Below are 12225 nucleotides of genomic sequence, written 5' to 3' on the forward strand. Positions count from 1 at the left end.
GTACCCGCGAGCGGTCAATACCACCGGGCCCCGTCACGGGGCCCGGTAGACTTGCCGTCATGGCTGTTCTCTCCGGGCACTAGCGGACGAGCGGCGCCGCTCCGCGCGGTCCGCCGATCTGCCGACGACGCCCCCTTCCGCTGCCCCGGCCCTGTGCCATGCCCAGGCGCCCGCCCACGTCCCAGGAGTAGTCCCAGCCATGATTTCCGCCAACGCCCTTGAGCTGCGCGCCGGTGCCCGCATCCTGATCGAGTCCGCGAGCTTCAAGGTCGCCCCGGGCGACCGGATCGGTCTGGTCGGGCGCAACGGCGCCGGGAAGACCACGCTCACCAAGGTGCTGGCCGGTGAGGGCCTGCCGGCGTCCGGCACGGTCACCCGCTCCGGCGAGGTCGGCTACCTCCCGCAGGACCCGCGCACCGGCGACCTCGACGTCCTCGCCAAGGACCGCATCCTCTCCGCCCGCGGCCTCGACACCGTGCTGAGGAAGATGCGCGAGAACGAGGATCGGATGGCGAACGGCAAGGGCGCCACCCAGGAGAACGCGATGAAGAAGTACGCGCGCCTGGAGACGGAGTTCCTCACCAAGGGCGGGTACGCCGCCGAGGCCGAGGCGGCCACCATCGCCGCCGCGCTGGGCCTGCCGGACCGCATCCTCGCCCAGCCGCTGCACACCCTCTCCGGTGGTCAGCGCCGCCGCGTCGAGCTGGCCCGGATCCTCTTCTCGGACTCCGACGTGCTGCTGCTCGACGAGCCCACCAACCACCTCGACGCCGACTCGATCGTCTGGCTGCGGGACTTCCTGAAGACGTACAAGGGCGGCTTCATCGTCATCTCGCACGATGTCGAGCTGGTCGAGACGGTCGTCAACAAGGTCTTCTACCTGGACGCCAACCGCTCCGCGATCGACGTCTACAACATGGGCTGGAAGCAGTACCAGCAGCAGCGCGAGGACGACGAGAAGCGCCGCAAGCGCGAGCGGGCGAACGCCGAGAAGAAGGCCGCCACCCTGAACGCGCAGGCCGACAAGATGCGCGCCAAGGCGACCAAGACGGTGGCCGCGCAGAACATGGCCCGCCGCGCCGACAAGCTGCTCTCCGGCCTGGAGCAGGTCCGGATGAACGACAAGGTCGCGAAGCTGCGCTTCCCCGACCCGGCCCCCTGCGGCAAGACCCCGCTGACCGCCAGCGGCCTGTCCAAGTCCTACGGCTCGCTGGAGATCTTCACCGACGTGGACCTGGCGATCGACCGGGGTTCCCGGGTCGTCGTGCTGGGCTTCAACGGCGCCGGCAAGACCACCCTGCTGCGGATGCTGGCCGGGGTGGAGAAGCCGGACACCGGCGAGGTGATCCCGGGCCACGGTCTGAAGATCGGCTACTACGCCCAGGAGCACGAGACGCTCGACCCGGAGCGCTCGGTGCTGGAGAACATGCGTTCCTCGGCGCCCGACACCGACCTGGTGCAGATCCGCAAGATCCTCGGCTCGTTCCTGTTCTCCGGCGACGACGTCGACAAGCCGGCCGGGGTGCTCTCCGGCGGTGAGAAGACCAGGCTCGCGCTGGCCTCGCTGGTGGTCTCCAGCGCCAACGTGCTGCTGCTCGACGAGCCCACCAACAACCTCGACCCGGCCAGCCGCGAGGAGATCCTCGGCGCGCTGCGCGAGTTCAGCGGCGCCGTCGTGCTGGTGACCCACGACGAGGGCGCGGTCGACGCGCTCCAGCCGGAGCGGATCATCCTGCTGCCGGACGGCGTGGAGGACCTCTGGAGCCCGGCGTACAGCGACCTGGTGTCGCTGGCCTGACCCGGGCCCCGCTTGCGTCCAGCATGGAGTAGACGCCTCATCCACTCTTTGGACCAGAAAAACTAGTACTTACGGCGTGTCCGGGAATGAAGAGGTCCGGGATTCCGTTTGAGAAGCTTCCGTCGGCCCGCCACTCGATCGTGGTCGGGCCGACGCTGCTGATCAGCTCTTTCGCGCCGAATGGCGGTATCACCCCGGGGGCGTGCACTCTGCGTGAGCGCCCTTGTGCGCTCGGATCACCACCGACGGACCGCGCATTCCCGGCATCGACCTTGTCGAATGGGTGGCCAGGAGGCGGTGGATGGGTGATCATGGGAATCTGACCGAGCAACGCTACGAGGAGGCACGGGTGGCCGAGACTCTGAAAAAGGGCAGCCGGGTGACCGGTGCCGCGCGTGAGAAGCTCGCGGCCGATCTCAAGAAGAAGTACGACTCCGGGGCGAGCATTCGCGCTCTCGCGGAGGAGACCGGTCGCTCCTACGGCTTCGTGCACCGGATGCTGAGCGAGTCCGGAGTGATCCTCCGGGGCCGCGGCGGTGCCACGCGGGGCAAGAACAAAGCTACTGCTGGAGCCAGCTCCTGACGGTCCGTCAGTTCATGGACGGATGACTCGGCGGCAGGGCGCGGGCCGGGGAGACGACGGTTGATCGTCCGTCCCCGGTCAGAGCGAACCGGCCGCCGATCGTCATGCCCGCCGCCACTCGCGCCGGGTGCCGCCCGACCCGTCCATCACGACGTGTGCGGTGGCCCTGCCGCTGCGCGCCCAGTTTTGTTACTCTCCGGTAGCCAAGTCCCTCGCCACCGGAGGTCCCCGCATGACTGCCCCCGCCACCGACCCGCAGGCCCCGAGCCGGGAGCAGGACGGCGTCCGTCTGGAGATCGACGGCGAACTCGCCGTCGTCACCCTCTGTCAGCCCGAACGGCGCAACGCCCAGTCGCCCGCGATGTGGCGCGCGCTGACGGCCTTCGGCCGGGAACTGCCCGGCAGCGTCCGGGTGGTGCTGCTGCGCGCCGAGGGCCTCTCCTTCTCGGCCGGCCTGGACCGCGCGATGTTCACCCCCGAGGGCATCCCCGGCGAGCCCACCTTCCTCCAGCTCGCCGCCGCCGGGGACAAGGACCTCGACGACACCATCGCCTCCTACCAGGAGGCCTTCTCCTGGTGGCGCCGGTCCGACCTGGTCTCGATCGCCGCCGTCCAGGGCCACGCCGTCGGCGCCGGCTTCCAGCTCGCCCTCGGCTGTGACCTGCGCGTGGTCGCCGACGACGTCCGGTTCGCCATGAAGGAGACCTCGCTCGGCCTCGTCCCCGACCTGGCCGGGACCAAACCGCTCACCGAACTCGTCGGCTACGCCCGGGCGCTGGAGATCTGCGCCACCGGCCGCTGGGTCGGTGCCGAGGAGGCCGCCGCCATCGGCCTGGCCAACCTGGCCGTCCCCGCCGCGGAGCTGGACGCCGCGGCCCGCGACCTCGCCGCCGCGCTGCTGGCCGCCCCGCGCAGCGCCGTCATCGAGACCAAGGCGCTGCTCCAGGGCGCGGGCGGCCGCACGTACGACGAGCAGCGTTCGGCCGAACGGGCGGCGCAGGCCCGCCGGCTGCGCGATCTGGCCGGTATCGGCGACTGATCGCACGGTCGTGCCGAAGGCCCGGCTCCGGGGGAGTGCCCCCGGAGCCGGGCCTTCGGCGTTCCGGCCGTCCGCGGGTCGGTGCTCCGGGAGCGGGAATCGTGGCGAAATGCCAGAGTTGGAGCGATTTGCGATATAGCTGGAGCCGTACGACGGGAGAAGCGCCCATGCCTGACACTCCGACCCCCGCCACCATGCACAAGAACCCCCCTGCCCCGGCCGCGCCCGGATCGGGCGCCTCGGCGACCGACGCCGGCCGGGCGGTGGCCGACCGCGAACGCGGCCGCACCGCCCTGGCCGTCGGCGTGGTCGAGAAGATCGCCGGCATGGCCGCCCGCGAGGTCTCCGGCATCCACGCCCTCGGCTCGGGCCTGTCCCGGACCTTCGGCGCGATGCGCGACCGGGTGCCCGGGGGCAAGTCCAGCATCGGGCGCGGGATCAAGGCCGAGGTCGGCGAGAAGCAGACCGCCATCGACATCGCGCTGGTCGTCGAGTACGGCGTGGTCATCCCCGAACTGGCCCGCCAGGTACGGGAGAACATCATCGACGCGGTCGAACGGATGACCGGCCTCGAGGTCGTCGAGGTCAACATCGCGGTCAACGACGTCCACCTGCCCGACGAGCCGGACGTCGAGGAGGAGGAAGAGGAGACCGTCCCCTCCGGCCAGCGGCCCAAGTTGAAGTAGCCCCTCGGTGGGCGCAGCAGAAGACGAGGAGTAGCGGATGAACCTGGCCATCGTCGGCCTGGTGGTGGGTATGGCCCTCGGCTTCGCCGGCTATTTCGGCGGCTTCGCGGCGTTCCTGCTGGTGGCCGCGCTGGGCGTGGTCGGCTTCGTGGTCGGGCGCCTGCTGGAGGGCGACATCGAGATCGGTGACCTCGGCGACCTGCTGCGCGGTCGCGATCGGCGCCGCTGATGGCGTCCCCCGCCGCTCCCGTCGCCCGCCGCCGCGAGCCCGGTGCCCGGGGGCGGCTGCGGATCGCCGACCGCGTCTACGCCCGGATCGCCGCCCGGGCCGCGCGTGAGGCGCTCGCCGACGCGTGGAGCGGCCGGTCGGTGCGCGGCGGGCCGCCGAAGGTGTCCGTCACCGCGCGGGGCACCACCGTCGCCGTCCGGGTCGCCGTCGACCTGCCCTTCCCCGCGGACCTCGCCGCGCTCGCCCGGGCCGTGCGGGAGCGGATCGCCGCACAGGTCTGCGGGCTGACCGGGACGCGGGTCGCCGAGGTGGTGGTGGTCGTCGAGCACCTGGTCACCGGGGGAGCGGTATGACCGGGCAGGCGCCGGACGCCCTCCCGGCGGAGGCCGTCGAGCCCGAGCCGGTGGCCGTCAAGGTGCCCCGGCCGCGGTCGCCGCGGACGGTCGCCGCCGTGCTGGTCGCCACCGCCGTCCTGGTGATCGCCGCCGCACTGCTCTACGACGTGATCGCCGTGCGCACCGGGCACGCCGCCCGCCGCTGGCGGGCCGAGGTCGCCGACGAACTGGCCACCCGCCACCTGGACGACGTCTGGGTCCTGCTCGGCGCCGGGGCGACCGTCCTGCTCGGCGGCTGGCTGCTCTGGCTCGCCTTCGCCCCCGGCCTGGGCCGCTGGCTCCCGCTGCGCCCGCACGGCGGCACCTCCGCCGCCATCGACCGCGCCGGCGTCGGGCACCTCCTGCACGACCGCGCGGCCGGGCTGCCGGGCATCGAGCACCTCACCGTCCGGATCAACCGCCGGCGGGTGAAGGTGGCGCTCACCGGCCCCGCGGACCCGGCCTCGGTGCAGCGGCAGCTGCGCGCGGAGCTGGCGCGGGTCACCCTGGCCCGGCCGCTCCGGCTCGACGTCCGGGCCAAGCGCGGCCGGGGCGAGGGCGGCGCGGCCCCGGGCCCGCCACCGGACGTCGCCGCGGGCGCTCCGACGACCGGCGAGACCGGCGAGATCGGTGGGACTGCCGAGACGGGTGGGACCGTCAAGGCCGCCGAGGCCGCCGAGACCGGCGAGGTCAGCGGGGGCGCCGAGACCGCCGAGACGGGTGGGACCGTCAGGACCACCGAGACCGGCAAGGCCACTGGGTCCAGCGGCATCAGCGGCACCGGCGGCATCAGCGGCCCCGGCGGCGCCGGGTGAGCGGGGTGCCGGCCGGGAGCGGGCGGCGGTGGACGGGGGCGCGGGTGCGGGTCGGACGAGGAGGGGTCTGGTGAGTCGGTCCACCGTCAACCGGGTGCTGCTGGGCGTGGTCGGAGTCCTGCTGCTGGCGGCCGGCGTGCTGGTCCTGGCCGGCGGGCTCGACCTCTACGCCCGGCTCGGGCTGGACATGCCCGGCTGGTGGCCGCTCACCTCGCCCGACCGGCCGGTGGTCAGCGCCGGCTCGCGGACCCGCTGGGCGGACGAGTCCTGGTGGTGGCCGGCCGTGATCGCCGGGCTGGTCCTGGTGGTGGCCGGCACCGCCTGGTGGCTCTTCGCCCAGCTGCGCCGCAGCGGCCCGGCGACCATCGTCCTCCCCACGCCCGGTGCGAGCGGGCTGCGCCTGCGGCTGCGCACCCGGGCCCTGGAGGAGGCGCTGGAGACCGGGACGGTGGCCCTCCCGGAGGTCGAACGGGTGAGCGTCCGGCTGCTGCGGGGGCAGCCGCGGCTGCGGGCCGCCGTGCGGCTGACCCCGGGAGGCGACCCGGCGGAGCTGGTCGAGCACTTCGAGACCGGCCCGCGCAGCAACGCGACAGCCAGCCTGGGCCTGGCCGACCTGCCCGCCGACCTGCGGATCCGGGTGCTGGCGGCGAAGCCGGCCACCGCCCCTGGGCGCGGCGGCCGGCGCAGGCGTCCGCGGGTCGAATAGCCGCGCGCCACCGGCCCGGCGGCGGGTCAGAGCCCGCGCAGGGAGCCCCCGTCGACCGGGATCATCACACCGGTCAGGTAGGAGGCGGCGGGGGAGAGCACGAAGGCCGCGACCTTCCCGAACTCCGCCGGGGTGCCGTAGCGGCGGAGCGGGATGGTGGCGCTGTTGCGGGCCCGGGCGGCGGTGGCGTCGCCGCCGAGGGCGTCCAGCTCGCGGACCCGGTCGGTGTCGATCCGGGCCGGGAGCAGGCCGACCACCCGGATGCCGCGCGGGCCCAGCTCGTCGGCGAGCGACTTGGCGGCCATCGCCAGGCCGGGCCGCAGGCCGTTGGAGATGCCGAGGCCGGGGATGGGCTCGCGGACCGAGGCGGAGAGCACGAAGCCGATCACGCCGCCCTCGCCGAGCCGTTCGGCCGCCGCCCGGGCGAGCCGCAGGGCGCCGAGGAAGACCGACTCGAAGGCGCCGCGCCAGGCCTCCTCGGGGGTGCTGCTCACCGGGCCGGCCGGCGGGCCGCCGACGCTGATCAGCACGCCGTCCAGCCGGCCGAAGCGCTCGACGGCCTCGGTGAGCAGCCGCCCGGCGGTCTGCGGGTCCGCGTTGTCGGCCGCCAGGCCGTGCGCCGCGCCGCTGCCGCCGAGCCCGTCGAGCTCGGCCACCGCCGCCTCGACGGACTCCTTGTTCCGGCCGCTGACCAGCACCCGGGCGCCGTCGGCGACCAGCTCCCGGGCGGCCGCGAGGCCCAGGCCCCGGGTGGCGCCGGTGACCACGTACACGGTGTCCTTCAGTCCAAGATCCATGGCTCCCATCCTGCCGGGTCGGGGGAGCGGCGGGGTAGGGGGCGCGTCGGGCCGGGCCGTCCGGGCCGGGCCGCAGCGCACGGCGGGCCCGGCGCCGACGAGTTTCGGCCGACTGCGTCGGCACGCTGGCCTTGACGCCCGCGTCAAGGTCTACCGTCGTACCCGACGGCGTTCGAACGGCGGCCGGAAGGAATGGTGCGGTCATGCGGATCGGCGAGTTGGCGGAGCGGGCGGGGACGACCACCCGGGCGTTGCGCTACTACGAGCAGCTCGGGTTGTTGCCCGCCCGGCGCGCGGGCAACGGTTACCGCGCGTACGGCGAGGACGACCTGCGGCTGCTGAAGCAGATCCGCACGCTCCAGGACTTCGGTTTCGAACTGGAGGAGACCCGCCCGTTCGTGGAGTGCCTGCGGGCGGGCCACCCGGAGGGGGACTCCTGCCCGGCCTCGCTGGAGGTCTACCGGCGCAAGCTGGCCGAGCTGGACGAGTGCGTCGCCCGGCTCCAGGAGGTCCGTGCGCAGGTGGCCGAGCAGTTCGCCCGGGCCGAGCAGGCCCGCGACGAGCTGGCGGCCGAGGCCGCCTGGCAGACGCCGCAGTGTGAGTTGGCAGTCGAGTGGGAGGAGCGGTAGATGGGGAAGATCGCTGGGGTTCCGGAGGTCACGGACGACACGTTCGCGACCGAGGTACTGGCGGCCGAAGGGCCGGTCCTGGTGGAGTTCACGGCGGACTGGTGTCCGCCGTGCCGCCAGATGGTGCCGGTCCTGGCCGACATCGCGAAGGAGGAGGCGCACCGGCTCACCGTGGTCACCGTGGACGTGGACCACAATCCGCAGACCCAGGCCGCGTACGGGGTGCTGTCGATGCCGACACTGATGGTCTTCCGGGGCGGTGAGCCGGTGAAGTCCATGGTCGGCGCCCGGGCCAAGGTGCGGCTGCTGCGCGAACTGGAGGACGTCCTGTAGCGCTCGGCTACGCCGGTACGGCCTCCAGCCCCACCTCGGCCTCGGCGGCCTCCTTGGCGCGGTCCCTGGCCTCGCGGCGGACCATGACCCCGAAGCCGACCGGGATCAGCGCCGTGAACAGCCACCACTGGATCGCGTACGCCATGTGCGGGCCGATGTCGGAGTGGTTGGGCTCGGGCAGCAGCTCGGGCTGGTCCGCCGGGGCCGGGGTGGTGGCGGTGAGCTCCAGGTAGCCGCCGAGCAGGGTGTCACCGCTCGCCCTGGCCTGCTGGGTGCTGCTGATCAGGTTGAACTGCCGGTCCGGCAGGCCGGCCCGGTCCCGGATGCTGCCGGACGCGGCCTCGTCGGGGCGCAGGCGGCCGGTGAGGGTGACCTCCCCGGCCGGCGCGGCCGGCACCTGCGGGTAGGTGGTGGCGGAGTCGCCGGACGGCACCCAGCCGCGGTTGACCAGGACGGTGCCCTTGCCGTCGGCGAGCCGGAGCGGGGTGACGACGAAGTAGCCGATCTTGTCCCCGCCGGAATCGGTCCGCTTGCGGACCACGAACTCGTGCTCCGGGTCGTACTGCCCGGTGGCCGTCACCGCTCGCCAGGTCACGTCCTTGGGGACGGCGAAGCCGGGTGCGGTCGACAGCGTGTCGAACGGGACCGGCCGGTCGCCGAGGGCGTGGGCGATCAGCTCGTTGCGGGCCACCCGTGCCTCGTGGCGGTGCAGCTGCCAGAACCCCAGCCGGATGGTGGCGGGGATCAGCAGCAGGGCGATCAGCAGCGTGATCAGCCAGCGCCGGGAGAGCAGAAAACGGTACACATGGGCACGGTACGCCCACCTCACAACCGGCTCACGCACCGGGGTGCGGCGCGACCTCGCGCAGCAGTTGGAGGAACGCGTCCTCGCCGAGCACCGGGGTGCCGACCTCGCGGGCCTTGCGGGCCTTGCCGCTCCAGCTGGTCGGTTCGTTGGTGACCAGCAGGCTGGTGAGCCGGCTCACCGAGGAGGCGATGTGCAGGCCGGCCTCCGCCGCGCGGTCCTCCAGCAGCTCCCGGTCGGTCGCGGTGTCACCGGTGAACGCCACCCGCATGCCCTGCACCAGCGGCTTGCCGTCCTCCCAGCGCCCCGGGTTCGGGTACGGGCACGGCGGGCGCTTCCTGGCCTGCCGGTAGGAGGCGCCGGTCCAGGAGGCGCGGCCGGGGGAGGCGGGCTCCTCCGTACCGAGGTCGGTGACGGCCACGCAGGTCTGCAGCGGCAGCGGGACGCCCCCCGAGCGGGCCAGGTGCAGGCTGGGACGGAACGCCTCGGCGAGCACCCGGGCGTCGTCCAGGGCGTTGTGCGCCTGGCGCTGGTGGACGCCGAAGTACGCGGCGAGCGAGGCGAGCTTGCCGTTGGGCAGCGGCAGCCGCAGGTCGCGGGAGAGGACCATGGTGCAGAGCCGCTGGTCCACCGGCGCGAGCAGGCCGGCCCGGGAGAACTCGCGGGAGATCATGTTCCAGTCGAAGAGCGCGTTGTGGGCGACCATGACCCGGCCGCGCAGCCGCTCGGCGAACTCGCCGGCGATCTCCGGGAAGGTCGGCGCGCCCGCCAGCAGGTCGTCGGTCAGGCCGTGGATCCAGACCGGGCCCGGGTCGCGCTCGGGGTTGACCAGCGTGTACCAGTGGTCGGTGACCTCGCCGTCGGCGTCCAGCTGGTAGACACCGGCCGAGATGACGCGGTCCGAGCGGCCGAGGCCGGTGGTCTCGACGTCGACCACCGCGAAGCCCTCGTCGGGGGCGGCGGAGCGCTGGGCGGGGACGGGGACGGTCCGCGGCGCGCCGTTCGTCTCGGGCTGGATCGCATGCATGGTCAAACAGAATAAGCGCCGTCGCGGCCGGGCTCGGTCGAAATGTTCGTACCGACCGGCCGGAATAGAGTGGGACGCGTATTCGTCGTACACCCAGTCGAATACTCCCGGCCGCTCGACACCCCCCACGCGGCCGTCTCTACGAAGGACGAACCCCCATGCGCGCCACCGTGATCCACGGCCCCAACGACATCCGGATCGAGGAGGTGCCGGACCCGGTGATCCAACACCCGACCGACGCCGTGGTGCGCGTGGTGAACGCCTGCATCTGCGGCAGCGACCTCTGGGCCTACCGGGGCGTGGCGGCGCGGGTGGCCGGGCAGCGGATCGGGCACGAGTTCCTCGGCGTGGTCGAGGCGACCGGCTCCGAGGTCCGCGACGTACGGCCGGGCGACTTCGTGGTCGCGCCGTTCGTCTGGTCGGACGGCACGTGTGATTTCTGTCGCGAAGGCCTGCAGACCTCCTGCCCGCACGGCGGCTTCTGGGGCGAGGTCGGCTCGGACGGCGGCCAGGGCGAGGCCGTGCGCGTCCCGTTCGCCGACGGCACGCTGGTGCGGCTGCCCAAGGAGGCGGCGGGCGACGAGAAGCTGCTGCCCAACCTGCTCGCCCTCTCCGACGTGATGGCCACCGGCCACCACGCGGCCGTCACGGCCGGCGTGCGCGCCGGCGCCACCGTCGCGGTGGTCGGCGACGGCGCGGTGGGCCTGTGCGGCGTGCTGGCGGCGTACCGGCTCGGCGCGGGCCGGATCATCGCGCTCGGCCGGCACACCGCCCGGACCGACCTGGCCCGGCGCTTCGGGGCCACGGACGTGGTCGCCGAGCGCGGCGAGGCCGCGATCGAGGCGGTCAAGGAGCTGACCGGCGGGCAGGGCGCCCACGCCGTGCTGGAGGCGGTCGGCACCGAGGAGTCGATGCGCACCGCGATCTCGATCACCCGCGACGGCGGCGCGGTCGGCTACGTCGGGGTGCCGCACGGCGGCAGCGCCGGCGTCGACATCGGCCAGATGTTCGGCCGAAACGTTTCGCTCAACGGCGGTGTCGCGCCGGCCCGCGCGTACATCCCCGAGCTGCTGCCGGACGTCCTCTCCGGCGCCATCGAGCCGGGCCTGGTCTTCGACCGCACCGTCGACCTGGACGGTGTCCCGGACGGCTACCGGGCGATGGACGACCGCTCCGCGCTGAAGGTGCGGATCACGTTCTGACACATCGTCACCACGGGCTCCAGCAGGGGCGGCACCGCACGGCGGTGCCGCCCCTTCCGTTGTCCGGAAGTGGTGGTTTTCGGCCAATTGACTAGCGCGGGAGGGTGAACGAATGGCTGGTCACGGTCAAACCCTTTCGGGGCGGGCACGACCCTCCTAGCATTGCGCGGCGCGCATCCGGACTGTGACGCCCCTCACGTCCGATCGTTCCACTGGTGCGACCACTACGCCGAAGGAGTGAGGAGACAGCGTGGAATCGCCGCCGATCACCACCGCCCCTACCGAAGTCCAACTCATCGAAGAGGGCCAGGAGTTCCGCACCCTTCGAAGCTCCTTCCGGAGCTTCGCGTTCCCGGTCACCATCGGGTTCGTGCTCTGGTACCTGCTCTACGTCCTGCTCTCCAGCTACGCCCCCGCCCTCATGGGCACCAAGGTCGTCGGGCACATCAACGTCGCCCTGGTGCTGGGCCTGCTGCAGTTCGTCACCACCTTCGCCATCGCGGCCTGGTACGCGCGCTACGCGGACCGGCGGCTCGACCCGCCCGCCGCCGCGATCCGCGAAGCCCAGGGCGCCGTGGTCCACGCCCCCCGGGAGGCCGCCGAATGACCCTGCTCGCCAGCTCCGCCACCGAGCACCGCGGTCTGACGATGACCCTGTTCGGGATCTTCGTCCTGGCCACCCTCGGCATCACCGTCTGGGCCGGGCGGCAGACCAAGGGGGCCGCCGACTTCTACGCCGGCGGCCGGGGCTTCACCGGCTTCCAGAACGGCCTGGCCATCTCCGGCGACTACATGTCCGCCGCGTCCTTCCTCGGCATCGCCGGCGCCATCGCGCTCTCCGGCTACGACGGCTTCCTCTACTCGATCGGCTTCCTGGTCGCCTGGCTGGTCGCGCTGCTGCTGGTCGCCGAACCGCTGCGCAACTCCGGCCGCTTCACCATGGCGGACGTCCTCGCCTTCCGGATGAAGCAGCGCCCCGTCCGGACCGCCGCCGGCATCTCCACCATCGTGGTGTCGATCTTCTACCTGCTCGCCCAGATGGTCGGCGCCGGGACGCTGGTGGCCCTGCTGCTCGGCGTCAGCGGGGACGGCGCCAAGCGCTGGACGATCGTCGCCGTCGGCGCGCTGATGGTGGTCTACGTGGTGATCGGCGGCATGAAGGGCACCACCTGGGTGCAGATCGTCAAGGCCGTGCTGCTGAT

Annotated in this window: 16 protein-coding genes; 13 read left to right on the plus strand and 3 right to left on the minus strand. The window is 73.1% G+C overall.

Annotation, left to right across the window (positions count from 1 at the left end; translation table 11 throughout):
• The first annotated feature begins 199 nt into the window (after window positions 1-199).
• The 8 genes from ACWDRR_RS24100 (at window position 200) to ACWDRR_RS24135 (ending at window position 6230) form a co-directional block, all read left to right on the plus strand.
• On the plus strand, window positions 200-1798 hold the full coding sequence (locus ACWDRR_RS24100) for an ABC-F family ATP-binding cassette domain-containing protein (protein WP_449774268.1): 1599 nt from the start codon (window positions 200-202) through the stop codon (window positions 1796-1798).
• A 349-nt stretch (window positions 1799-2147) separates the two neighbouring features.
• Entirely contained in the window at window positions 2148-2381 is a 234-nt protein-coding gene (locus tag ACWDRR_RS24105; protein WP_049658450.1) for a helix-turn-helix domain-containing protein, read from the plus strand.
• Window positions 2382-2613: 232 nt separating this feature from the next.
• Window positions 2614-3420 (plus strand): enoyl-CoA hydratase/isomerase family protein, encoded by an 807-nt coding sequence (locus tag ACWDRR_RS24110; RefSeq protein ID WP_449774269.1) that lies wholly within the window; start codon window positions 2614-2616, stop codon window positions 3418-3420.
• A gap of 167 nt (window positions 3421-3587) precedes the next feature.
• Entirely contained in the window at window positions 3588-4106 is a 519-nt protein-coding gene (locus tag ACWDRR_RS24115) for an Asp23/Gls24 family envelope stress response protein (protein WP_449774270.1), read from the plus strand.
• A gap of 37 nt (window positions 4107-4143) precedes the next feature.
• Window positions 4144-4335, plus strand: coding sequence for a hypothetical protein (locus ACWDRR_RS24120; RefSeq protein ID WP_329490120.1), 192 nt, complete (start codon window positions 4144-4146; stop codon window positions 4333-4335).
• Entirely contained in the window at window positions 4335-4688 is a 354-nt protein-coding gene (locus ACWDRR_RS24125) for a hypothetical protein (protein ID WP_449774271.1), read from the plus strand. The genes ACWDRR_RS24120 and ACWDRR_RS24125 overlap by 1 nt, the downstream gene beginning before the upstream one ends.
• Window positions 4685-5524 (plus strand): DUF6286 domain-containing protein, encoded by an 840-nt coding sequence (locus ACWDRR_RS24130; protein WP_449774272.1) that lies wholly within the window; start codon window positions 4685-4687, stop codon window positions 5522-5524. Before ACWDRR_RS24125 ends, ACWDRR_RS24130 begins: the two co-directional genes overlap by 4 nt.
• A gap of 70 nt (window positions 5525-5594) precedes the next feature.
• Window positions 5595-6230, plus strand: coding sequence for an alkaline shock response membrane anchor protein AmaP (locus tag ACWDRR_RS24135; protein ID WP_449774273.1), 636 nt, complete (start codon window positions 5595-5597; stop codon window positions 6228-6230).
• A gap of 26 nt (window positions 6231-6256) precedes the next feature.
• Here ACWDRR_RS24135 and ACWDRR_RS24140 read toward each other — a convergent pair whose 3' ends face one another.
• On the minus strand, window positions 6257-7027 hold the full coding sequence (locus ACWDRR_RS24140) for an SDR family oxidoreductase (protein WP_449774274.1): 771 nt from the start codon (window positions 7025-7027) through the stop codon (window positions 6257-6259).
• 203 nt (window positions 7028-7230) lie between these two features.
• On the opposite strand from ACWDRR_RS24140, the gene ACWDRR_RS24145 reads away from it, so the two are divergent.
• Window positions 7231-7656, plus strand: coding sequence for a MerR family transcriptional regulator (locus ACWDRR_RS24145; protein ID WP_449774275.1), 426 nt, complete (start codon window positions 7231-7233; stop codon window positions 7654-7656).
• Entirely contained in the window at window positions 7657-7989 is a 333-nt protein-coding gene (locus tag ACWDRR_RS24150) for a thioredoxin family protein (protein WP_360631931.1), read from the plus strand.
• Between the two features lie 7 nt (window positions 7990-7996).
• Here ACWDRR_RS24150 and ACWDRR_RS24155 read toward each other — a convergent pair whose 3' ends face one another.
• Together ACWDRR_RS24155 and ACWDRR_RS24160 are read right to left on the minus strand one after the other, a co-directional pair.
• Window positions 7997-8794, minus strand: coding sequence for an SURF1 family cytochrome oxidase biogenesis protein (locus ACWDRR_RS24155; RefSeq protein ID WP_449774276.1), 798 nt, complete (start codon window positions 8792-8794; stop codon window positions 7997-7999).
• Window positions 8795-8825: 31 nt separating this feature from the next.
• Entirely contained in the window at window positions 8826-9821 is a 996-nt protein-coding gene (locus ACWDRR_RS24160) for a DEDDh family exonuclease (RefSeq protein ID WP_449774277.1), read from the minus strand.
• 158 nt (window positions 9822-9979) lie between these two features.
• On the opposite strand from ACWDRR_RS24160, the gene ACWDRR_RS24165 reads away from it, so the two are divergent.
• The 3 genes from ACWDRR_RS24165 to ACWDRR_RS24175 form a co-directional block, all read left to right on the plus strand.
• Entirely contained in the window at window positions 9980-11023 is a 1044-nt protein-coding gene (locus ACWDRR_RS24165; RefSeq protein WP_449774278.1) for a zinc-dependent alcohol dehydrogenase family protein, read from the plus strand.
• A 250-nt stretch (window positions 11024-11273) separates the two neighbouring features.
• Window positions 11274-11630, plus strand: coding sequence for a DUF485 domain-containing protein (locus ACWDRR_RS24170; RefSeq protein WP_449774279.1), 357 nt, complete (start codon window positions 11274-11276; stop codon window positions 11628-11630).
• Window positions 11627-12225: solute symporter family protein (locus tag ACWDRR_RS24175; protein ID WP_449774280.1), on the plus strand; the 599-nt coding region annotated here is incomplete at its 3' end. The genes ACWDRR_RS24170 and ACWDRR_RS24175, both read left to right, overlap by 4 nt.

The organism is Kitasatospora sp. NPDC003701 (genome assembly GCF_053587085.1).